The organism is Mucilaginibacter kameinonensis (assembly GCF_003675385.1).
In the GTDB taxonomy this organism is placed as follows: Bacteria; Bacteroidota; Bacteroidia; order Sphingobacteriales; family Sphingobacteriaceae; genus Mucilaginibacter; species Mucilaginibacter kameinonensis.
In genome coordinates this window covers 732,839-754,869 of record NZ_RCWZ01000002.1, presented here as the reverse complement: position 1 = coordinate 754,869, position 22,031 = coordinate 732,839, and the positions used below count along the sequence as shown (strand labels likewise).

The following is a 22,031-nucleotide window of genomic DNA, read 5'->3' as shown; positions in this document are numbered from 1 at the left end:
TGTAAAAGTTAGCGACACCGCTAAATCCAAGTTCAATACCAAGCTCCGGCAAACAAAATTTTAAACATAATAGTTTTAAATTCGTATAATTAACCCGTTTTAGCATTCCGAAGCGTGTTTTTTACGATAGTTACAATTATACATTTGCAGGTTGGTAGTTTTTGATAAAATTTCAGGGATTTGGTCCCGCCTGGTTGGGAATGGAAAGGATTTGCCGCTAACAACCCGGATTTTTCACTCCATCTGCCTGATATGCGTTCTTGCCCTTGTCTATAACATTCCCTTGAATTTTTTTGTAGGCCTTCCTGACATCGCTTTTATAAGCGCGGGGACTCTACTGATTGTTATTGTTCTCTATCTCGCGTCCAGGATCAAAGCGTATACCGGTATAGGCATCTTTATATTTTGCTCTACAAGTCTTGTTCTGTTTACCGTCAACTACTTTCTAAACTCCGGTGTAGATGGCCCAACAGATCTTTTCTTTGTACTGGTGATGGTTATCATGGTTGCTGTTGTACCCGTTAAACGGTATTGGATTGCAGTGACAAGTAATATCCTGATCCTTTTGGCATTGCATTATCTTCAATACCAACATGGTAACTGGGTGCCGTTTACCTACACCAGGAAACTTGACCGATATGTTGATCTTAGTTCAGCATATGTCACTGTGGTAGGAGTTATCTTATTTACGTTTTACGTAATAAGAAGGAATTATGAAATTGAGAAGCAATCTGCAGAAGAAAAAACGGCCGAAATGAAAGTGCTTAATGATGAGAAGAATAAATTGCTATCTATCATCTCGCATGATTTGCGGGCGCCCCTTTCAAACATTCAAAACTACCTCGAGCTTCTTTCCCAAATCAACCTGAGTATGGAGGAAAGATCAGAGATAGAGGAACAGCTGCTCCTTTCAACCAGGGGGACATTAGATTTGCTTAATAATGTACTTTCCTGGTCGAAGAACCAAATGGATGGGATCAAATTTACAAGGACTGTTGTTAATGTTTCCGCATTGCTTTCTTCGCATCTGCTTATTTTTCAACCAATAGCACAACGAAAGAAGATCACATTTCAGATGGCACTTGATCCGCTTTCTGAAATTATTGCGAATGGAGATATGGTTCAACTGATTATCAGGAACCTGGTTAACAATGCCATTAAATTCACCGCTCCGGGCGGAACCATAACTGTTACTACCGCCTCCGAAAATGGCATATGCAGGATAGCTGTAAGCGATAGCGGAAACGGACAGCCGGTTCAATTATCGGATGATATCTTCAATTTAAATTCAGGATCTGTACCGGGAACAGGCAATGAGAAAGGCGCAGGCCTTGGTCTTGTGCTATGTAAACAGTTTACCGAAGCGCTTGAAGGAAAAATATGGTTTGAATGCCATCCTAAAAGTGGTACCACATTTTTTGTAGAGTTTCCTTTACACCAACGGGAAACCATTAAAACAGGGACGAGCGAAACGCTTACTGCAATTTAGAGCGGTCGGATAATCAGCGTGCAATTCCGCCCCAATCCCTTCCATTGTACACTAAGAGATGAAAGACTTCTTATCTATCACTTCCCGAAATAAAGATTAAAAACAGAGATTCGCTTACTATCGGGATATGATACAGACAGTATTCCTATCGTGTTCTTAGCAAACACGTACGCCATTAATTACTCCGCATTAAATAATTTATGCAGATGTTCTGGCGATAGTGGCTTGCTTATAAAATCAAAAACCACATTATATGCCATAGCGCGATCAGCGTCATGTTTAAATACCGATGAGCTTAAAATAACAATCCGGGTACCTTCAGGAGAATAGCCCGACGCGATATATTCGTCGAGAAAATCCCAGCCATCCATTACACGCATGTTAAGATCCAGAAAAATGTATTCGGGTAATGAGTTACCATCCGCTTTAAGTTTATGTAAAAAATCAAGGCCCTCCTGGGCACTCAGGCAACACTTAACATTAATATCGGGATAGTATTTTTTGAGTATAGACTGAGCTATAAAATTGTTAATAGATTCGTCATCAATAACCAGAACCCTTTCAGGTTTAGTATAATTCATGTTGTTCCTCCGGTAATTTAGTAGATGCTTAGGTCGCCCGAACCATGTACGGCTCCGGCTTTATTTAAACTGCCGGTATTACCAGCATAATATTTTTACAACTGAACGGGTACAAGATATGATTTCTTTGGCATATGAAAAAATAAACAACGGTCTGTTAATTTAATTACCGGGTCATAAACTAATTAATTGTTGCATATATATAATCAAACACATAGATTTATTTGTGAGTATTCACTGGTTAAAACAAGGTTGATTATTTATTGTTATAGCTTCCGAAGATGAATCCATTAGAGCTTTCCCAAATAGCCGATCTCAGTTCGGCTGTAGCCCACCTGATCAAAAGCCAGCTGGCAGCAGGCGGAACCGTTACTGCAGTTGCCAACCAAATTGTTGTATCAATTTCCCGTTTTGAAGTAGAGCATAAGCTGGGTAGCCTGCTTCAGCACATCTACCAATCTGTTGATCAGCATTTCCCGGTACGCAAGGAGCACCTTTCGCTGATCATTCGTGATGCTGAAGGCGTTTACGAAAACAGTTTCAAGATCTGGAAGTCGGGTTCTTAATGCTGTCCTCAAAAGATATTATTTAAGCCCCAATCTGCTGCGTAAAAGATCACGATAAGTACTGCCGATGGGGATTTTTTCGCCATTGATGATAAGTTGATGTACTTCGATCATGGCTATATGTTTAATGGCCACTACATATGATTTGTGCACCCGCAAAAAATCTGTTGCCGGTACAAGATCAAAAATATCTCCCATGTTTTCGCGGATAAGGATATTTCTGTCCTTCAAATGAATGGTAATGTAGTTGCCGTCTTTTTCCAGGTATAAGATGTCCCCTACCTTAACCTGGTACGTTTGCGGCCCGCTTTTGATAAAAACGGTTTGCTCATCCTCATTACCTGCATTATTTTTTGACGGCTGTTTGCTTACAGCTTTATTTATTGCCGCAAGATAACGCTCAAAAGTGATGGGTTTAAGCAGGTAATCGAGCGCGTTGAGGTCGTAACTTTCTACCGCATAATGGCTGTAGGCAGTTGTAAAAATGATCATTGGCCTGGGCGATAAGGTTTGCACCAACTGCATTCCGCTGATATCCGGCATGTTAATGTCCAGGAAAATGAGATCTATCTTCTCGCGGTTCAAAAACTCAATTGCCTTTACCGGCTCACGGAAGGTGGCCTTTAAATCAACCAGGCTGGTTTTGTGGCAATAACGTTCAATCACTTCCAGCGCTTTGGGTTCATCATCAATGGCAATACAGGATATCATTCCAGGTCAATTTCAAGTTTAACAATATATTTCCCCTCATCTTCATTTATCTGCAGGTTATGCCTATCCGGATATAGCAGATCAAGCCGCCGTTTTACATTTTCAAGACCTATCCCACTCTTTTCATCTTCCATCTTTTTTACGGCCGCGTATTTAGGATTGGTACAGGTAAAAATCAACCTATTATCTGAAAACAAAATAGCTATATAAATATCAGATGTATGGCCAATAGCAACGCCATGTTTAAAGGCATTTTCTACAAAGGGAATAAACAGCATTGGTGCTATGGTGATATTTCCGGTTTGTGCAGGATGATCAAATAATACGCTTACCTCATCATCGGCATAACGCAGTTTATTAAGTGTGATACAATCTTCCAGATAGGCTATCTCCTTGCTGAGCGGCACACCGCCCGCATTGCTATCATAGATCATATAACGCATCATGCCCGAAAGTTTGGAGATCCCATCGGCAAGTTCATCATTCCCTTTTTCCTGCGCCATCGAAAACAAATTATTAAGCGTATTGAACAAAAAATGCGGATTGATCTGTGATTTGAGGAACTTAATCTCGGTGCTCAGCTGATAGGCCTGCAGTTGATTTCGCGCCAGTTCATTGCGTGCCCATTCCTTTAAAAAGAAATAAGCTATCGACAGCCCGGCTGTAGTAAAAAAGATTAGCAGCATTGTGAGCTGCATGTGCACCCAGTTGCCCAGGGCAAAAATGGAGGTACGGTTTGAAATAAGATGGTCGTGACTATCCTTAGCCCCTGGAAAATCGGGTATTGGCGGCCCAATCGGAAGGTTACTACTTAGCTTAGATCCGACGAAAATATAATTCGCAACAAAGATCAATATAAACCATCCCAAAGCTATGGCAATACCCGCAACCATACTTTTATAATGGAGCGCCTTTTTAAACACCCAGAATATGTTACTATAAAACAGCAGGATCAAAAAAACAAGAGTGAAGCGCGAATAGGGAAAAATGGTATCCACCGCTCTTTTTTCCATGATATTCCCGTTGTGGTTTACACGTACGCTGATTGTTGAACTGGTTAATGAGTTCAGCGTATAGTAAACCCCAATCCAGAACGCCAGGTGGATCAGTATTTCAATAATGTATTTGGCTTTAATGCGGCGCATAAGGTCAAAGGTATATTACCACCCTGCTCATTTATAAATTATTGATGTTAATATAGTGATTTGATGGATAAACCTGCATTTTTTGAAATCCGGACACGAAACCGCCGACGACTTGTTTTGGGTAGCACCTCAAATAACAAATATCCATTTTACACCCGGGCGAATAAGTGGTTCATCACAATGTTTTTGGCGGGTTTAAAGCGCAAAGTAGTATTGCTTAAAAATATCCGAAATTATGAAAAAGCAATTTCTATTAAGTGCCGCCCTTTTATCATGTGCCATCATGGCCCGGGCGCAAAAGCCTGATACCGCTCAATTATTGGTGCATTACAAGTTTTCCCACATCCGCGATACCACCAACCGCGAACACCCCTTCACCGAAAACATGGTTTTAATTGTGGGTAAAAGCGCTGGAGCTTACAAGAGTTATGACAAGCAACTACAGGATGCGCTATTCAGGAAACAAGTGCAGGAACAAATGGCTAACTCGGCAGATGGGCATATAAACATCCAGCGGAAGGCGTCAGGTTCAGGCACGGAATATTATCAATTCCCAAATGGTAAAAAATTGGCAAGGAAAGAGCCGCTGCTATTCAATAATTATCTGATAACAGATGTACTACCCCCGATAGACTGGAAAATAAGCGGCGATACAGCAACTTTTGGCGGCTTGCACTGCCAAAAAGCTACGGCTCATTTCAAAGGGCGGGATTATACGGCCTGGTTCAGCCCCGACTTGCCATTACACATAGGCCCATGGAAACTCAATGGCTTACCGGGAGTAATTGTAGAAGCTTACGATACCAAAAAAGAGGTTGATTTTAAGTTTGACGGAATTGAGAAAGCGGTGATCTCGGCAAAAAAGGATGACCAGCCAACCAGCCAGGCGCCGGGTAACCAGGGACGAATGGCAGTCATGATAGGCATGGACGAAGAAGCCAGCGATCCCAATATTATCCAGATGCCGACCAAGGCCATCAAAACTACCGAAAAGGAGTTTGCCAACCTGCAGGAAGCCATGCGTAAAGACCCTAATGCTTTTGCGCAGTCGATGGCCGCTGCCCAGGCCGCAAGCCAGGGTAGGCCTGCACCCAAAATTGACATCAGGATAGGTCCGCAGCCTGTAATCAATAACCCCATCGAATTACCTGAAAAGAAATGAGCCGATTTATAAAAGCTGTACTGTTGCCGGTTGTGGCCTTACTGTTTTCGGCTCCAGGCTTTGGTCAAAGTATTAAGGGGATAGTGAAAGACAGCACCGGCAAGGTTGTGTCTTATGCTACCGTCAACCTAAAAAACTCGACCAACAACGGTATAATAACGTATGCTATTTCTGATGTAAAAGGTGCGTATACTTTGCTGCTCCCGGTCAATGTACCGGTGAGCAGCCTGGTGATAGAAGTACGTTGCATAGGCTATAAAAATCAGAGCAAAAGTATTACAGATGTACAAGCATCTGTAGATTTTACCTTGTCGCCCTCTATCAACCAGTTACAGGCAGTAGTGATCAAAAGCAGCCGGCCGGTATTGCGCACAAGCGGCGACACCCTCAGTTATAAGGTATCAGATTTCAGCAGCGTGCAGGACAGGGTTATAGGCGATGTGATCAAAAAGCTGCCGGGCATAACGGTTGCAGCCGATGGCAAGATCAGCTACAACAATAAACCTATCTCCAACCTGTACATCGGCGGCGATAACCTGTTGGATGATAAATATAATATCGCTACCGGCACTATTCCGCAGGGCGTGGTAGACCAGGTACAAGTGATCCAAAATCATCAACCGGTTAAAGTACTTCAGAATAAGGTAGTAAGCGACGATGTAGCGCTAAACCTCAGCATAAAAAAAGGGGCTAAGCTACAAATGGTTGGGCAGGAAAGTGTTGGTGCAGGCTTACCCGGCAATTACGATATAAACCTTAACGCCATGATGTTTAAGGATAAGTACAAGGCTATTAATTACATCAAAGGCAACAACACGGGCAACGATTTGCAGGAGGACCTGGTATCGCACAATTTTGCCGATTACGTAAACCGGATAGATAACAACGTACCACCAACCGTGCTATCGCTTGGTTCGGTGAATGATCCGGCCTTATCACGCGACAGGTATTTGTTCGACCGCTCCGGTCTTCTCAATCTGAATAACCTTGTCAACTTTAAGAAGAGTGTCCAACTTAAAATCAACGCATGGTATTTACATGATACCCGGCGGCAGGACTATAGCCAGCACACCACTATCTACTTGCCCGGCGACACCGTGCGCTATGATGAAACCCAACGCAACCGTTTTCAGCCCGATTTGTTGCATACCCAATTTACATTGAATATCAACCGGGATAAGTATTACCTGAATAATGTGCTGTTATTGGATAATAACCGGTCTACCAATTATTCGAGCCTCAATACCAATGGCAACATGGTAAACCAGGTATTCAGGGACAACGCGCTGAGTTTTTCCAATGAATTTAACCTGATCAAATCAATGCGATCAGGCAATATCATCGAAGCCTATTCATATATCAGTCATTCATCCGAGCCAGAGAACAGGGCTATCGAACCCAATTATAATGCAGCGACATTCAATAACAATGTACCCTACGCCCGGCTGTTGCAAAATGTAAATGTGCCCACGTGGTTTACCAATAACTACATATCCTTCAAAATACCATCAAATCTCATCACGCAAAGTTTCCGGACAGGATTCAATATACAATCGCAAACGTTAACGTCAAACCTGAACGTTGTGCAGACTAACAATACGGTGAACCTGGAATCGGACAGTTCAATCAATCATTTAAGCTGGAGCCGGAAAAAACTGTATGCCGAAGCAGCTTATGACCTGCCGGGCGAAATCCTTAAAGTAAACCTGACACTACCGGTAAGCCTGCAGCAGATCAACTATTCGGATACATTATATGCGCTGCAAAAAAGTTTGACACGGTTGTATTTCAATCCGCAATTAAGAGTAAAGTATCAAACAGGCCTTGAAAACTACCTAACGTTCCTATACAGCTATCGCAACGAAACAGGCGCTATAACAGATATGTACCAGGGCTACATATTGAAAGATTACCGGACGCTTTACGCCAATAACGCCGCCCTAACCGAACGGCAGAACCAACAAGCAGCCTTGGGCTTCAACTACCGAAAAGCACTCACTCTGTTTTTCGCCAGCCTGAACGCGCAATACAATCATATCGCTTCCAATAATATCGCTTCTTATATGATCACCAATAACTTGCAGCAGCGCATGGTACTCCCCTCCCCAAACAGCACCGATTCCTGGGCGGCGAGCGGTACAGTTAGTAAATATTCCTTCGCGTTAAAAACTACTTTTGGTGCCGGCGTCCAATGGCAAAGCAACAGATCGGTACAGATTCAGAATAATTCACTTTTGCCTTTCAACACCACATCAGAAACCGTTAACATAAGTGCCAATACCAAAGTAGATGAGCAGGTAAACTTTAGCTACAAGGCTATTTTTACGCAAACCGATAGTCATTCGGCGGCAGTGGCATCGGCGTATCATATTAACCAATTGCTTCAGCAGGCATTTATCAACTATAGCCCAACAACCAATTTACAATTCAAATTATCGGGCGAGCATTATTTTACCCGCCAGCGCGGCAACCCCGATCTAAAATACTTTTTCGCAGATGCTTCCGCAAGACTACGGGTAGAAAAATGGAAAACCGACCTGGAGCTGAGTGCCGTCAACTTCCTGAATGTAAAAACCTATGATGCGCTTTACCTAACGGCCAATACGTTAACAGCGAGTTCCTATACTTTGCCGGGCAGGATTATACTGTTAAAGGTGATGTTTAATCTATAATGTTTTGTTCAATTTATTGAGATCGGCCATGCAATCAATTCCCTCAAACCTGTCGGCTCGGAGCGGCGTCACTACTTCCAAAGTACAACCCAGTCAATCAAATAGTTAAGGCATTTTTTACTAATAATTGTTTATATTATTTAAACACGCTTAACACATCTTTGGGTATATTTATATCAACCAATTCCTGCAACCTTAAATTTATCACTATGGCGACTTTATCACTTAAAAAACCTGCAGATATCCACATCAAGGTTACTGCCTGTAACAACTGCGATGACGTTCAGCTCACCTGGCGTACACTTGACAACATGAATACCGACAGCCCGGTAGAAGGCTGTTTAGGCTTTATGATTGAAAGACAAAGAAAAACTAAAAATAAGTGGGGAAAAACAGAGATCCTTCGAAACCGTGTTGGGTTTGACTCTGCTAACGTTGATCCTGAAAAACCTGAATCGCTCTCCCAACCATCTTCTATCTGGCCATTTCAACGATACAGTTGGACAGAACATGGTGCAAACAATAACGATAGCGTCCGTTATCGCGTTTCATGCCTGGGGAAGAAAGCAAATACAGTGCTTGGGGAAACCAAACTACAGGTAATTGCGAAATCTTCATGGACGGCTCAAATCGATGTAAACGCGGCCGCGGGTGATGATATCGAAGTTTATTTTAACCGGGGCGCGGTGATGTCGCAGTATGTGGCCAGAATAGCCCGCGAAAAAAAATGGACTGCTAATGATATTTCTAATAACGTTAGATTGATCCAGGAACCGTTACGGATCTTTTTATCCGGAGAATTACGGATTGCACTGCTCAAGCTGCTGAATACCGTAATACAAGATCCGTTTCTGGATATTCATGCCGCACTCTTCGAATTGTCGGATACAGAACTGATAGATAAACTGAAACAAATAGGCCCAAGGGCGCACATCGTCCTGTCTGACGGTGCAAATACAAAAACAATTGATGGTCATACCGCTTTTGTCGATGAAAACGAAGATGTACGCGCTGATCTAAAGTTGGCCGGTGTAAACGTATCAGACAGATTGCTGGCTAAAGAAGGCCTGGGCCACAACAAAATACTCATCACCGTTGATAACCGTACGGATAAGGCAGTGTCTGCCTGGACTGGCAGCACCAATTGGTCGCCTACCGGGCTCTGCACTCAATTAAATAATGGCATCCTGTTAAAAGATGCTGCTGTAGCCGGTTTATATTACGATTATTGGAAAAAGCTAAAACAAGCCGGAAGCGCCTTTACATCAGACCTGGTGACTTTCAATGGCAATACTCCCAAAACTATCGGTAATGTAAGCGCATGGTTCACCAGGACAGAGAAGGCTGCAAAAAAAACAACCCCGGTTGATATCAAATATCTGCAGAATTTGGTTAACAATGCAAAAGAATCCATCCTGTATGTTATGTTTCAGCCCGGCGGTGAACCTTTGACAAGTATCGTAAAAAAGGCAGCACAAGATGGGATGTATATACGCGGTGTTGTGAGTACGGTAATTGCCAGCAATCGGGAAAACTTCAGGCTCCTGGACGAAACCAAGGACATGCCTTATACCACCAACCTGGTTCAGCCGGAAGGGATCGGGAATGATTTTAGCTTTTGGGTTGGTGAAGTTACCCGGAACATATTTTTAAGTAAAATAGGCTTCGCAATTACACACGCCAAAATGATTGTTATAGATGCTTTTACTGATAACCCGATTGTTGTTACCGGCTCTCACAATTTCTCATCAAGCGCCAGCCAGGCAAATGACGAAAATTTTGTTGTAATTACAGGAAATAAAGCGCTGGCAAAACATTACGCGGTTGCCTGTATATCTACATACGCTCATTATCGCTGGCGTGCTTATTTGCATGATATGGAAGCTGCCGGTAAAAAGCCATGGAGCCAGCTTAACAGTGATCCTGCCTGGCAAAACAGTTACCTGCAAAATACCCGAACCCTCAGGGAACTTAGTGAATGGTGCTAAACTATAAAGGCTTCCTGTTTTAGCAGGAAGCCTTTATGATAAGTATTTCGATCATATCTACATCACCATCAAATCCACAAATTCATTAACCGGGGTGTTCACCAGTCTATCATAATCCAATGCAGCACTCAAAATATTTTGCTGCTGTTTTTCGGCAAAGATCCTGGCCAGGTTAATTTTAAATTTATCCAGCAGTTTAGGTATGCCTTCTTCACGGCGGCGTTTATGACCTATTGGATATTCAACCACTACTTCATCCAGTATAGTTCCATCATTCAGTTCAACTGTCAGGGCATTGGAAATTGAGCGTTTTTCGGGGTCGAGGTAATCTTTAGTGAACTGCGGGTCTTCCACGCAGGCCATTTTATCACGTAGTATATCGATACGGATATCCGCGGCAACATTGTCTTCATAATCGGCGGCGGTGAGCCTTCCAAATATCAGCGGCACCGCAATCATGTATTGGATACAATGATCCCTGTCCGCAGGGTTATTTAAAGGCCCTTTTTTATCGATGATACGTATAGCGGCCTCATGGGTACGAATAGTGATTCTCTTAATGTCGTTAGCAGTTTTACCGACTTCCTTCAGTTTATTGTGCAGGGTCATTGCCGCTTCAACTGCGGTTTGCGAGTGAAATTCAGCAGGGAACGAAATCTTAAACAGGATATGCTCCATTACATAAGAACCATAATCACGCTGAAACTTAAACGCATTCCCTTTAAATGAAACATCATAAAAGCCCCATGTTTTGGCGGTAAGTACCGATGGATATCCCATTTCGCCTGTTTGGGCTATTAAGGCCAAGCGTACAGCTCTTGATGTAGCATCGCCGGCTGCCCATGATTTGCGGCTGCCCGTATTAGGTGAATGGCGGTAGGTACGTAAAGCCTGCCCATCAACAAAAGCTAATGATACTGCGTTTATCAACTCATCGCGGGTTAAGCCAATCAGCCTGCCAACTACCGCTACAGAAGCCACTTTCACTAAAAACACATGATCCAGGCCTACTTTATTAAATGAGTTTTCAAGCGCCAGCACACCTTGTATTTCGTGCGCCCGCACCATAGCGTCAAGCACGTCTTTCATCAGCAATGCGGGTTTACCTTCAGCAACTAATGTACGCGACAGCCAATCTGCTACAGCTAAAATACCACCGAGGTTATCTGAGGGGTGCCCCCACTCTGCCGCCAGCCAGGTATCGTTAAAATCCAGCCAGCGCACAATCGCGCCTATATTAAACGCAGCCTGAATAGGATCAAGCTGAAATGATGTTCCGGGAACTTTAGCGCCGTTGGGCACTATGGTACCTTTAACTACGGGGCCCAACAACTTGGTGCAGGCCGGATAAGTTAAAGCTTCAAACCCGCAGCCCAAAGTATCCAGCAGGCAATAGTGTGCTGTTTTCCAGGCCTGGTCACTTTTAATTTCATAGTTTAACACATAATCTACTATATCGGTTAGTACTTTATCCGGTTGTGGTCGTTCGTTTGAGATATGGGCTGACATGAATTTATTTTAGATTTTTGGTTATTAAAGATTTCTATTGGCGATTAACATCTTTTATCCAGCGGGACAAACTCCTTGTTATCCGGTCCGATATAATTAGCGCTCGGGCGGATGATCTTGCCATCCTGCCGTTGTTCAATGATATGAGCGCTCCATCCTGTGATACGTGATATCACAAAAAGCGGTGTGAACATTAAGGTTGGTACACCCATCAGGTGATAGGAAACAGCAGAGAACCAATCGAGGTTGGGGAACATCTTCTTTTCGTTCCACATCAGTGTTTCCAGACGCTCGGCAATGTTAAACAGCAGCATATCACCCGATTCTTCCGAGAGGCTTTTTGCTACTTTTTTGATCACCACATTTCGTGGGTCGGATATGGTATATACCGGGTGCCCAAAACCAATAATCACCTCCTTATTGGCCAAACGTTTGCGGATATCCTCTTCGGCCTCATCCGGCGAATTATAACGGCTTTGGATATCAAAAGCCACCTCATTTGCGCCACCATGTTTAGGCCCCCGCAAAGCGCCGATCGCTCCTGTAACGGCCGAATAAATATCTGAACCCGTACCTGCAATTACCCTGCTGGTAAAGGTGGAAGCATTAAACTCATGCTCGGCATACAGGTTTAAAGAGATCTGCATAGCACGCTCCCATGAAGCTGAAGGTTTACGGCCATGCAACAGGTGAAGAAAATGCGCGCCAATACTATCGTCATCGGTTTCCACCTCAATGCTTTTGCCGTTGTGCGCATAATGGTACCAATATAACAAAGCCGAACTGAAGCAGGCTAATAGCTTATCCGCGATATCCCTCGCTCCGGAAACATTGTGGTCATCTTTTTCGGGCTGAATGCTCCCGATAGCCGATACGGTTGAGCGCATAACATCCATAGGATGCGCCGCCGCCGGAATCTGCTGCAGAATATTCTTTACCGAGTTAGGCAATCCCCGCATTGATTTCAGCTTGGTTTTATAGTTGGCCAGTTGCGGTTTACTGGGTAGCGAACCATAAATGAGCAGGTAAGCTACCTCCTCAAACTCCGCCTGGTCGGCAAGGTCAAGAATATTGTATCCCCGGTAATGCAGGTCATTACCGCTTTTTCCTACGCTGCACAAGGCAGTATTTCCGGCAATAACTCCCGAAAGAGCCACGCTCTTTTTAGGTTTGAACGTATTTTCAGTATTACTTTCCATCCTGGTTCTTCTTAAAAAGGTCGTCTAATTTTTGCTCATAAGCGTGGTACCCTATGCTTTTATATAACTCTTCGCGGGTTTGCATCGTGTCCAGTACATTTTTCTGGGTGCCATCCTTACGGATATGCTGATATACATTTTGTGCGGCCTTATTTGCTGCCCTAAATGCCGAAAGCGGGTAAAGCACCAGCTCTACACCTGCCTCTCCAAGTTCTTCAACCGTATACATCGGGATCATGCCAAACTCTGTAATATTGGCCAGTACTGGGATACCGGTTGCTTCCACAAACTTCCGGTAATAGCTTAGGTCTGGAACGGCCTCAGCAAAAATGAAATCGGCACCGGCTTCTTTGTAAGCAACCGCCCGCTCCAGGGTTTTCTCTAATCCCTCGTTGGCAAAGGCATCGGTGCGGGCACCTATTACAAAATGCTCATCTGTACGGGCGTCTGCCGCAGCTTTTAAACGGTCAACCATTTCATCTTTACTTACTACTTCCTTACCGGGGCGATGCCCGCAGCGTTTGGCCCCTACCTGGTCTTCAATATGCAAAGCAGCTGCTCCGGCTTTAATTAGAGACTTAACAGTACGGGCAACATTAAACGCGGATGGTCCAAAGCCGGTGTCAACATCTACCAGTAATGGCAGGTCACAAACATTGGTGATCCTTTGAATGTCGATAAGCACATCTTCCAGAGTTGTGATTCCCAAATCAGGGATGCCTAAGGATCCGGCGGCTACGCCGCCGCCTGATAAATAAATAGCGTTAAAGCCGGCCTGTTGTGCCAGCAATGCGTGGTTGGCATTTATAGCGCCAACTATTTGTAGTGGTTTTTCATTTCGCAAGGCCTCACGAAATTTCTGGCCCGGCGATTTAGGGTTATTTGGTTGCATCGTAAACTTTTTAGAAAAGTACGTTTGTTAAAGCCCCTTTAATTGGAAAAGGAACTATTGCCAAGTTAGAAAATAAATCCAAACAAATCCCCTCCATCAACCGGCTTTAAAAACATCAGCATTATAAAAACGAGTCCGTTAAGCAACCCGGCGCAAAATTCTCCCGTAACTAATAGTGATTACAATGCTTTAGAAAGGTTTATCCCTATTCCGAAAAGCATTAAATATTATTTCAATGAAGCACAAAACACTGGTCATTTTAACTCCCGGCTTTCCCGAACATGAAGGCGACAGTACCTGCATCCCCCCGCAGCAGGTTTTTGTAAAGGCCTTACAGGAAGAACATCCGGAATTAAATATAGTGGTGCTTACTTTTCAATATCCCTTTTTCAGTGGCGAATATCTGTGGCATGGTATAAAGGTTATCGCGTTTGGCAATCCCCGCAACAGCAGGGTTGTCCGGCGTTTTACCGGGCTCAAGGTGCTCAGGGTTTTACATAAGCTTCACAAGGAGACCCAGATCATTGGTATGTTAAGTTTCTGGCTTGGCAAATGTGCTTACATCGGTAATATATTTGCCCGCAGATATGGGCTAAAGCATTACACCTGGCTATTAGGGCAGGATGCGAAAGCGGGCAATAAGTATTTTACCAAAGCAAAACCAACTGCAAATAGATTGATCGCTTTGTCTGATTTCCTGGTGCGTGAGTTTAATAACAATTATGCTATAAAACCGGCACATATAATTCCGGTTGGGATTGATGTTACCCGGTTTAAAGACTCTAATGCCAAACGGGATATTGATATTATTGGAGCAGGCTCATTGATCCCATTAAAACAATACCATGTGTTTTTAGAAGTAATTGCTTCGCTGAAAATAGCTATCCCCGGCGTAAAAGCGGCAATTATTGGCGATGGTACCGAAATGAAGCGTCTAAAGGAAATGGCTGCAGCACTTGGCCTGACAAATAATGTTTCCTTTGCAGGCAGGTTGCCTCATGAAGAGGTATTACAAATGATGCAGCGTGCCAAGGTATTTTTACACACCTCAAATTATGAAGGTTTCGGTGCGGTTTGCCTGGAGGCATTGTACGCCGGGGCGCAGGTTTTGAGTTTTGTAAAACCGATGGACGCCACAATCGAAAACTGGCGTATCGCTGCTGATAAAATGGAAATGGTTAATATGCTCAGACGTTTACTAACTAACCCGGATGCCGGCTATCAAAGCATTTTACCTTTCACAATACAACAAAACGCGAAAGCAATGATGCAGTTATTTGAATCAAACGAAGCAACTAACGTGAGGGTTCGGCCTGCGGAAACTTCAAAACTAAATCACCAACTATATATTTGAGCGACCGTTTTAAATGCAAAATATTCGTTGCCGTTGGTTTTAACCAACGGTACAAAGACTGAAAAGCTCTGGCTTTAGCCTAATTACACATGTGGATTTGGGCTAAAGCCCGCTTGTTACCATTCATTATTCCGTTGGTTAAAACCAACGGCAATGAAGCATTGCTTAACGAATAATCTTTCATCAAATTTAAAGACGCATGTGATGCGTCTCCACGTGAAACTTTCAAATAAAATCTAATATCCTTTAGATCATCATTATAAATTGATATTATAAGAGTTCTTATTCTCACACATGACAAAAGTGCTGTGTGTACTCCCGATGCTTGTCACCGAGCCCAGTTTATTAAATACAAAATCCTGGTAGTGTTTCATATCCCTCGCGTAAACTTTCAGCAGAAAATCGAAATCACCGGAAATATTATAACATTCTACTACTTCTTTAAGCTTCAGGATATCGGTCACAAAGCTATGCCCAATGCTTTTATCGTGTTGTTTAAGCTTGATATTGCAGAAAACTATTAAACCGTAATTAAGCTTTTCTGCATCAATCAGGGCAATGTATTTTTTGATGTACCCGTTGGCCTTCAGTCGTTTTACCCTTTCAAAAACCGGCGTTGGCGAAAGGTTTACTTTGGCCGCCAGTTCTTTTATGGTTAGTTCCGAATCGTCGCCCAGCAGCTTGAGCAATTGTATATCTGTATCGTCCAGTTCTTCCATAGAATATTTTTCTTTTATCGCGAAGATTACAACCTTCAATTAGTTCAATAATCTTAAATAAAAACCAAATGTAGATTTTTAAACCTATTTAAATACCATTAATTAGTTATTAAATCTTACTTATTAGCTTTGTTCAGAATTTAATCCTAAAACAAGAGGATAAATCACAACAAAAGTTCTTTACTTTCTCTACCGGAAAAGGTTGTCCCATAAGCTATGGGAAATTAAAAGGGAACCGTGTGCAAATCACGGGCTGTCGCGCAACTGTAAATAACAAGAAAGTTTCGGCCTGCAATGTCCACTGACCACCAAACAGCGGTTGGGAAGGACGGCGGAAATGTTATAAGCCAGGATACCTGCCCTTTTCGGAAAGACGATGCTTTCGCGAAATAAAGCAAATGGTCTGACCTGATGGTTTTCAATAGCTGGCAATAGCCTGCCCGAACGCCTGAGTATGCCCTGTTTTTTCGTGAATCGCTGTAAAGTTTGTAAAAACACTTTCAACTGTTTTCTAACTAAAATCTTTAAAGAAATGCTAACGCAAAACCTCGGTTATCCGCGAATAGGTAGCCAAAGACAACTCAAAAAAGCCTGCGAACAATTCTGGGCAGGTAAAATCGACCTGAAAGAATTAAAGGAAGTTGCCCGTAAAATCAAAGAAGAGAACTGGCAAACCCAGTTGGATGCAGGTATCGACCTAATCCCCTGCAACGATTTTAGCTTTTACGACCAGGTATTAGACACCAGCCTAATGCTGGGCGTTATTCCTCAGCGTTATTCGCCTGTACTATCCCAGGTAAAAGCCAACAGCGAAATTGACCTTTATTTTGCCATGGCGCGTGGTTATCAGAAAGATGGACTTGATATTACCGCCATGGAAATGACCAAATGGCTGGATACCAATTATCATTACATCGTTCCTGAATTTACCGCTAATCAGGAGTTCAGCATTTTTCACGAAAATGTTTTTGGCGAATACAACAGCGCCAAACAACAATTGGGGCAAAAGGCCAAGCCAGTATTGGTTGGCCCCGTAAGCTACCTGCTGCTGGGCAAAGAGAAAGAAGCAGGCTTTGAGCGTGTTGACCTGATCAAAAAATTGGTGCCTGTTTATATCGAGATCATTAACCGCCTGAAACAACAGGGCGCCGAATGGATCCAGCTTGATGAGCCTTGTCTGGCCCTTGATCTGTCGAAAAAAGAAAAAGAAGCTTTTGAATTTGCCTACCGCTCAATTGCCAACAGGGTAAGCGGCGTTAAGCTACTGGTAGCAACCTATTTTGAAGCTTTACTGGACAATACACAACTGGCCGTTAATCTTCCTGTAAGTGCATTGCATATCGACCTTGTACGTGCTCCAGAACAACTGGACGAAGTTCTCGCACTGATCCCGGCTCACCTTAAACTCTCTCTCGGCCTGGTTGACGGGCGTAACGTATGGAAAAACGACTACGAAAAATCGCTAAGCCTGATCAATAAAGCAGTTGAGAAATTGGGTACCGAAAGGGTGATTATCGCTCCTTCGTGCTCGTTGCTGCATAGCCCGATAGATCTTGACCTTGAAACGGCCATCGATCCTGAAATTAAACACTGGATGGCATTTGCCAAACAAAAGCTAAATGAGATAAGTGAACTGAAGCAGATAACCGAAGGAAATAACGATTTGCTTGAAACGAATATAAAAGCGATCGCCAGCAGAAGATCATCGCAAAAAGTGCATAAACAAACGGTGAAAGACCGTGTTACGGCTATTACCGCAGCTGATGCTACCCGCCAAAGCGCTTTCCCGGCACGTCAGCAATTGCAGCGTGAGCGTTTTAACTTACCTTCCTTCCCTACTACTACCATTGGTTCCTTTCCACAAACAGATGATATCCGCCAGTTAAGGGCAAAATTCAAAAAGGGCGACCTGACCATCGAGCAATACGAAAAGGAAATAGAACAGGCAACTATCGAAGCTATCCGCTGGCAGGAAGACATAGGCCTTGATGTACTGGTGCATGGCGAATTTGAGCGCAATGACATGGTTGAATATTTTGGCGAACAGCTTGATGGCTTCCTGTTCAGTAAAAATGGATGGGTACAAAGCTATGGCAGCCGCTGTGTAAAACCACCTGTAATTTATGGTGATGTAAGTCGCCCTAAGGATATGACTGTACGCTGGAGCGCATTTGCCGCGGCACAAACCGACAAACCGATGAAGGGTATGTTAACCGGTCCGGTAACTATTTTACAATGGTCGTTTGTGCGCGATGATCAGCCGAGAGATGTAACTACCAACCAGATCGCTTTGGCTATTCATGATGAAGTTTTGGCGTTGGAAGCCGCTGGCATTGGCATTGTACAAATTGACGAGGCGGCCATTCGTGAGGGTTTGCCGTTACGGAAAGCTAAGCGCCCGCATTATTTGGATTGGGCGGTTAACGCATTCCGGATCACAGCCAGTGGCGTTCAGGATCAAACACAGATCCACACGCATATGTGTTACAGCGAGTTTAACGATATCATTGAACATATAGCGGCGATGGATGCCGATGTGATCACGATTGAAACATCGAGGTCGCAAATGGAACTGTTACAGGCATTTGCCTATTTTGAATATCCAAACGAGATAGGCCCCGGTGTGTATGACATCCATTCGCCACGAGTGCCTACAACCCAGGAAATGGCTTCCCTGCTGGCCAAAGCAGCCGATCTGCTCCCGGCGCAACGCCTATGGGTAAATCCCGATTGTGGCTTGAAAACCCGCAAATGGCCTGAAACCAAAGCCGCCTTAGAAAATATGGTAGCCGCGGCCAGACAGGCAAGGGAGCAGATTAGTGTAGAAGTGTAATTAGTTAACAGATGTTGCTTTAAAAGAAATATTAAATCCCCTCTTGAGAGGGGCGCGGAGGAAAGGGCGTTGGCAGGGGTGGGTTTACACGATTAGTATATTGGAGTAGAGACACACCCCTCCACCCCTATCAAGAGGGGAATCGCACTTCCCCCGCTTTTTATGGCTACAGCGTTTACCAGCTTTTTTATAAGAATTAAAAATGATTGTACATGTTACCCGCCGGGAACACTTTAACGCCGCGCACCGGATGTACCGGGAAGAATGGAGCGCCGAACAAAACGAAGCCGTATTTGGCAAATGCGCCAACCCGAACTGGCATGGCCATAACTACAACCTTTTTGTAACAGTTAAAGGCGAGATCAGCTACGAAAGTGGCTACCTTATTGATCTGAAATCACTTAAAGTGATCATACAGGAATACGTGATCGAAAAACTCGACCATAAAAACCTGAACCTTGATGTTGATTTTATGAAAGGAAAAATGGCAACCACGGAATTAATCTGTGTCGAAATCTTCAATCAGCTGAAAACACCTGTAGAGGCAAATAAAGGCGTTTTCCTGCATTCGGTAAGGCTGTATGAAACCGAAAATAATTCGGCGGAGTATTTTGGAGGGTAAATTGTTACACTGGTTAACAGGTATGTTTTTATACATTGTACCTGTAAATCATCTCACTATGTTATCCAAGATCAACGCATTTTGTATTGGCATTCTGTTTTCAACCTCACCACTGCTTTCATTTGCACAGCAGGTAAATTATCCTCCTGCAGATAAAGTCGCGTGGGATTTTAAGAAACTGCTGGAAAGACCGCGGGTGCCATTAAACCCATCTTTTACTATAACTAAAACAGATTCTGTTATTATAGAGCATGGTTTTATTTACAGCGAAAAGAACGAGCGCGTCCCTATCCTGATCTACAAACCGGTTACAGGGGCCAAACCATACCCTGCTGTTATTTTTCTGCATGGCACAGGGGGTAAAAAAGAAGATAACAGGAAAATGCTTTACCAGCTTACTAAAAAAGGGATCATAGGCGTGGCTATTGATGCACGCTTTCATGGTGAACGCATTGCCGGTGGCGCCCATGGCTCAAAAGAATACGCGGCCGCAGCTACCGCGGCCTGGGAAAATAAAGACAATGCACATCAAACCCACCCGTTTTTGTTTGACACCGCTTTTGACCTTTGGCGGGTAACAGATTACTTAACCAGCCGACCAGATGTTGACGCCAACCGGATTGGCATGGGAGGCATTTCTATGGGAGGTATTGAAACATGGCTTGCGGCATCGGTTGATAAGCGGATAAAAGTGGTGGTACTGGATATCGCTGTACAAAGCTTCAAATGGTCGTTAGAAAATGATAAATGGCAAGGGCGTGCGGGTACCATTCAGGCTGCTCATTTGCGGGCAGCTAAAGATCTCGGTGATTCGGCTGTGAATAAACGAAATGTTAAAGCGGTATGGGATAAGCTGCTGCCGGGCATCACCGGCGAGTTTGATTGCCCATCGATGATCCGGTTGATAGCTCCCCGCCCGATGTTGGTTCTTGGCACCGAAAATGACCAGAATTGCCCACTCCCGGGAGCAGATATCGCCTATGCCTCTGCTTTAAAAATGTATACCGCAAAAAATGCGAACGATAAAATTAAACGGGATGTAACACCGAAACTCCCGCATACATCAACACCCGAACATTTTAAAATGACACTGGATTGGTTTAGTAAGTGGCTGTAAGCTCTTTTACTAACAGGTTTAATCTATTTGGGCCAGCGGCAGATCGTTTACTGTAGTAGCTCTTGTATAAAAATCTTTAACTAACGAGGTAAGATGCCGTTTTAAGCGTGTCTTTTCTTTTTTCAACGCGTCTACCAGTTGCTCGTTTTCGGCCTCCCCTGTTGCGAATAAGGCGATAGCGACTTCCTTATCGTGCCACTCACCAATAATATCCTGCACCTCATCCAGATAAGCGATGTTAAAAGGTTGATTGAGCACCGGTTTAACCAGCTTATAATTATAAATTAGCATTTTTAACTGCTTGCGGCAGGCATGTAAAGCGGTATCCGCATAAGGCGGGGCAAGGCAAACAGCAAGCTGCTCCAATTGCTGTCTGTAGTAAAAATCAATATGGATATCGCTGATTTTCGGGATAACTTTTTTGAGCTTTCGCCGGGCCCAGCGCAGGCGTTGCAGGTGTTTACTTGCCTCCGAACGAAAATCATGAGCAGATTGCTTCATTAACTTGCGCTGCCCCTCCATCATTTCAGGCTGCGCTATTAAAAACTGCTTTGTTAGTTCGAGGTTGATATAGGCGTTCCTGATCTCTCCGGCCGCTTTAAATAACTTGCGCACAGGCTTCAGCTCTTTTTCCAATTGCTTAACCGGCAAACCACTGTCTGCCAATATCAAAAAAGCCCGCAACTTCTTCACCTGTACCCTGAAACGGTGCAGATCTTCCTGTTTGCCTTTTTTATCAAAGGCTTTCAGATGCGAACGCAGGTTTGTCCACTCATCTTTAAAGTATAAAAGTTCTTCTTTTAATTTCATGCCGGGGATCCTATCACAAATGTTTATTATACAAGATAAGGAAAAATAATTCAATTAGGCTTGGCTTGCTGACGGAAGCTCAGGATCCTTCGAAAGACGAGTATCACAACCGGAAAAAAGTAATTGAGTATGACCAATTCAGGAGCAGAAATGTCTGTTTAAAGTATAATATGGCCTAACTCATCGCCATAATATTCTGTTACAGGCAAATGCGGTTGTAGCTTTACTAAAAATTAAAACCAAAAGCTATGAAAACTAATAAAAACAGACTGGCTACAGTCATCATTATCGCCATCCTTGCCATTTTTACACTGCCTGCATCGTCCCAGGCACAACAGAAAATAAACGGTCGTACCGAATTGCAACGTCATGACCTCAGCATTCCCAACCACGAAATGGTACAGATCCGTGTAGACATCGAAAAAGGCCAGTCTTACCCACAGCACAAACACCCCGGCGAAGAAATTATTTATGTACTTGAAGGCGTGTTAGAATACCAGGTAGAGGGCAAACAACCGACAACGCTTAAAGCTGGTGATGTTTTATTTATCCCTTACGGAACGGTGCATGCGGTAAAAAATGTGGGCGATACCAAGGCGGTTGAACTTGCTACTTATATTGTTGAAAAAGACAAGCCGCTTGTTACGCTTATTAAGTAATAA

At 43.6% G+C, this 22,031-nt stretch carries 18 protein-coding genes and 1 riboswitch; of the genes, 10 read left to right on the top strand and 8 right to left on the bottom strand.

Features of this window, described 5'->3' with window-relative positions; genetic code table 11:
- Positions 1-283: 283 nt before the first annotated feature.
- A complete protein-coding gene (locus EAH55_RS10120; RefSeq protein WP_162996810.1) occupies positions 284-1,489 on the top strand; it encodes a sensor histidine kinase in 1,206 nt (401 codons plus the stop codon).
- Between the two features lie 179 nt (positions 1,490-1,668).
- Here EAH55_RS10120 and EAH55_RS10115 read toward each other — a convergent pair whose 3' ends face one another.
- The gene (locus EAH55_RS10115) at positions 1,669-2,070 is read right to left on the bottom strand and encodes a response regulator (RefSeq protein ID WP_121809515.1); all 402 of its coding nucleotides are present in this window, start codon (positions 2,068-2,070) and stop codon (positions 1,669-1,671) included.
- A gap of 281 nt (positions 2,071-2,351) precedes the next feature.
- On the opposite strand from EAH55_RS10115, the gene EAH55_RS10110 reads away from it, so the two are divergent.
- On the top strand, positions 2,352-2,636 hold the full coding sequence (locus EAH55_RS10110) for a hypothetical protein (RefSeq protein WP_112573979.1): 285 nt from the start codon (positions 2,352-2,354) through the stop codon (positions 2,634-2,636).
- 18 nt (positions 2,637-2,654) lie between these two features.
- Here EAH55_RS10110 and EAH55_RS10105 read toward each other — a convergent pair whose 3' ends face one another.
- Both EAH55_RS10105 and EAH55_RS10100 read right to left on the bottom strand, forming a co-directional pair.
- Positions 2,655-3,347, bottom strand: coding sequence for a LytR/AlgR family response regulator transcription factor (locus EAH55_RS10105; protein ID WP_121809514.1), 693 nt, complete (start codon positions 3,345-3,347; stop codon positions 2,655-2,657).
- Positions 3,344-4,492 (bottom strand): sensor histidine kinase, encoded by a 1,149-nt coding sequence (locus tag EAH55_RS10100; RefSeq protein ID WP_121809513.1) that lies wholly within the window; start codon positions 4,490-4,492, stop codon positions 3,344-3,346. Before EAH55_RS10100 ends, EAH55_RS10105 begins: the two co-directional genes overlap by 4 nt.
- A 235-nt stretch (positions 4,493-4,727) precedes the next feature.
- Between EAH55_RS10100 and EAH55_RS10095 the strand changes: the two genes are divergently transcribed.
- From EAH55_RS10095 to EAH55_RS10085, 3 genes are all read left to right on the top strand, one after another.
- Positions 4,728-5,654: a GLPGLI family protein gene (locus EAH55_RS10095; protein ID WP_121809512.1), complete on the top strand. Its 927-nt coding sequence runs from the start codon at positions 4,728-4,730 to the stop codon at positions 5,652-5,654.
- Complete coding sequence (locus EAH55_RS10090; protein WP_121809511.1) at positions 5,651-8,326, top strand: carboxypeptidase-like regulatory domain-containing protein; 2,676 nt, start codon at positions 5,651-5,653, stop codon at positions 8,324-8,326. Before EAH55_RS10095 ends, EAH55_RS10090 begins: the two co-directional genes overlap by 4 nt.
- A 209-nt stretch (positions 8,327-8,535) precedes the next feature.
- Entirely contained in the window at positions 8,536-10,314 is a 1,779-nt protein-coding gene (locus EAH55_RS10085) for a phospholipase D-like domain-containing protein (protein ID WP_121809510.1), read from the top strand.
- A gap of 57 nt (positions 10,315-10,371) precedes the next feature.
- On the opposite strand, the gene EAH55_RS10080 is transcribed toward EAH55_RS10085, so the two are convergent.
- Genes EAH55_RS10080 through prpB form a run of 3 tightly spaced genes read right to left on the bottom strand, consistent with a single transcriptional unit; the run spans position 10,372 to position 13,914 of the window.
- A complete protein-coding gene (locus tag EAH55_RS10080) occupies positions 10,372-11,823 on the bottom strand; it encodes a bifunctional 2-methylcitrate dehydratase/aconitate hydratase (RefSeq protein WP_121809509.1) in 1,452 nt (483 codons plus the stop codon).
- A 44-nt stretch (positions 11,824-11,867) separates the two neighbouring features.
- Entirely contained in the window at positions 11,868-13,022 is a 1,155-nt protein-coding gene (gene prpC / locus EAH55_RS10075; protein ID WP_114936889.1) for a bifunctional 2-methylcitrate synthase/citrate synthase, read from the bottom strand.
- A complete protein-coding gene (prpB, locus tag EAH55_RS10070) occupies positions 13,012-13,914 on the bottom strand; it encodes a methylisocitrate lyase (protein ID WP_121809508.1) in 903 nt (300 codons plus the stop codon). The genes prpC and prpB overlap by 11 nt, the downstream gene beginning before the upstream one ends.
- 235 nt (positions 13,915-14,149) lie before the next feature.
- Here prpB and EAH55_RS10065 point away from each other — a divergent pair, with 235 nt between their 5' ends.
- Entirely contained in the window at positions 14,150-15,268 is a 1,119-nt protein-coding gene (locus tag EAH55_RS10065) for a glycosyltransferase family 4 protein (protein WP_121809507.1), read from the top strand.
- A gap of 257 nt (positions 15,269-15,525) precedes the next feature.
- Here the strand turns inward: EAH55_RS10065 and EAH55_RS10060 are convergent, their stop codons facing one another.
- The gene (locus EAH55_RS10060) at positions 15,526-16,026 is read right to left on the bottom strand and encodes an Lrp/AsnC family transcriptional regulator (RefSeq protein WP_244228147.1); all 501 of its coding nucleotides are present in this window, start codon (positions 16,024-16,026) and stop codon (positions 15,526-15,528) included.
- A gap of 143 nt (positions 16,027-16,169) precedes the next feature.
- Positions 16,170-16,365, top strand: a riboswitch (cobalamin riboswitch).
- A 154-nt stretch (positions 16,366-16,519) separates the two neighbouring features.
- Here EAH55_RS10060 and metE point away from each other — a divergent pair.
- The 3 genes from metE to EAH55_RS10045 all read left to right on the top strand — a co-directional run bounded on the left by metE (position 16,520) and on the right by EAH55_RS10045 (position 20,559).
- Positions 16,520-18,820 (top strand): 5-methyltetrahydropteroyltriglutamate--homocysteine S-methyltransferase, encoded by a 2,301-nt coding sequence (metE, locus tag EAH55_RS10055; RefSeq protein ID WP_121809506.1) that lies wholly within the window; start codon positions 16,520-16,522, stop codon positions 18,818-18,820.
- Between the two features lie 205 nt (positions 18,821-19,025).
- A complete protein-coding gene (locus tag EAH55_RS10050; protein ID WP_121810032.1) occupies positions 19,026-19,442 on the top strand; it encodes a 6-pyruvoyl trahydropterin synthase family protein in 417 nt (138 codons plus the stop codon).
- Between the two features lie 58 nt (positions 19,443-19,500).
- Positions 19,501-20,559: an alpha/beta hydrolase family protein gene (locus tag EAH55_RS10045; protein ID WP_121809505.1), complete on the top strand. Its 1,059-nt coding sequence runs from the start codon at positions 19,501-19,503 to the stop codon at positions 20,557-20,559.
- Positions 20,560-20,577: 18 nt separating this feature from the next.
- Here the strand turns inward: EAH55_RS10045 and EAH55_RS10040 are convergent, their stop codons facing one another.
- A complete protein-coding gene (locus EAH55_RS10040; protein ID WP_121809504.1) occupies positions 20,578-21,369 on the bottom strand; it encodes a CHAD domain-containing protein in 792 nt (263 codons plus the stop codon).
- Between the two features lie 248 nt (positions 21,370-21,617).
- On the opposite strand from EAH55_RS10040, the gene EAH55_RS10035 reads away from it, so the two are divergent.
- Entirely contained in the window at positions 21,618-22,028 is a 411-nt protein-coding gene (locus tag EAH55_RS10035; protein WP_121809503.1) for a cupin domain-containing protein, read from the top strand.
- Positions 22,029-22,031 lie beyond the last annotated feature (3 nt).

Excerpts from the sequence above, each read along its gene's own strand:
- EAH55_RS10115 (WP_121809515.1), bottom strand. The coding sequence starts at position 2,070 with ATGAATTATACTAAACCTGAAAGGGTTCTGGTTATTGATGACGAATCT.
- EAH55_RS10110 (WP_112573979.1), top strand. The coding sequence starts at position 2,352 with ATGAATCCATTAGAGCTTTCCCAAATAGCCGATCTCAGTTCGGCTGTA.
- EAH55_RS10105 (WP_121809514.1), bottom strand. The coding sequence starts at position 3,347 with ATGATATCCTGTATTGCCATTGATGATGAACCCAAAGCGCTGGAAGTG.
- EAH55_RS10100 (WP_121809513.1), bottom strand. The coding sequence starts at position 4,492 with ATGCGCCGCATTAAAGCCAAATACATTATTGAAATACTGATCCACCTG.
- EAH55_RS10095 (WP_121809512.1), top strand. The coding sequence starts at position 4,728 with ATGAAAAAGCAATTTCTATTAAGTGCCGCCCTTTTATCATGTGCCATC.
- EAH55_RS10090 (WP_121809511.1), top strand. The coding sequence starts at position 5,651 with ATGAGCCGATTTATAAAAGCTGTACTGTTGCCGGTTGTGGCCTTACTG.
- EAH55_RS10085 (WP_121809510.1), top strand. The coding sequence starts at position 8,536 with ATGGCGACTTTATCACTTAAAAAACCTGCAGATATCCACATCAAGGTT.
- EAH55_RS10080 (WP_121809509.1), bottom strand. The coding sequence starts at position 11,823 with ATGTCAGCCCATATCTCAAACGAACGACCACAACCGGATAAAGTACTA.
- prpC (WP_114936889.1), bottom strand. The coding sequence starts at position 13,022 with ATGGAAAGTAATACTGAAAATACGTTCAAACCTAAAAAGAGCGTGGCT.
- prpB (WP_121809508.1), bottom strand. The coding sequence starts at position 13,914 with ATGCAACCAAATAACCCTAAATCGCCGGGCCAGAAATTTCGTGAGGCC.
- EAH55_RS10065 (WP_121809507.1), top strand. The coding sequence starts at position 14,150 with ATGAAGCACAAAACACTGGTCATTTTAACTCCCGGCTTTCCCGAACAT.
- metE (WP_121809506.1), top strand. The coding sequence starts at position 16,520 with ATGCTAACGCAAAACCTCGGTTATCCGCGAATAGGTAGCCAAAGACAA.
- EAH55_RS10045 (WP_121809505.1), top strand. The coding sequence starts at position 19,501 with ATGTTATCCAAGATCAACGCATTTTGTATTGGCATTCTGTTTTCAACC.
- EAH55_RS10040 (WP_121809504.1), bottom strand. The coding sequence starts at position 21,369 with ATGAAATTAAAAGAAGAACTTTTATACTTTAAAGATGAGTGGACAAAC.
- EAH55_RS10035 (WP_121809503.1), top strand. The coding sequence starts at position 21,618 with ATGAAAACTAATAAAAACAGACTGGCTACAGTCATCATTATCGCCATC.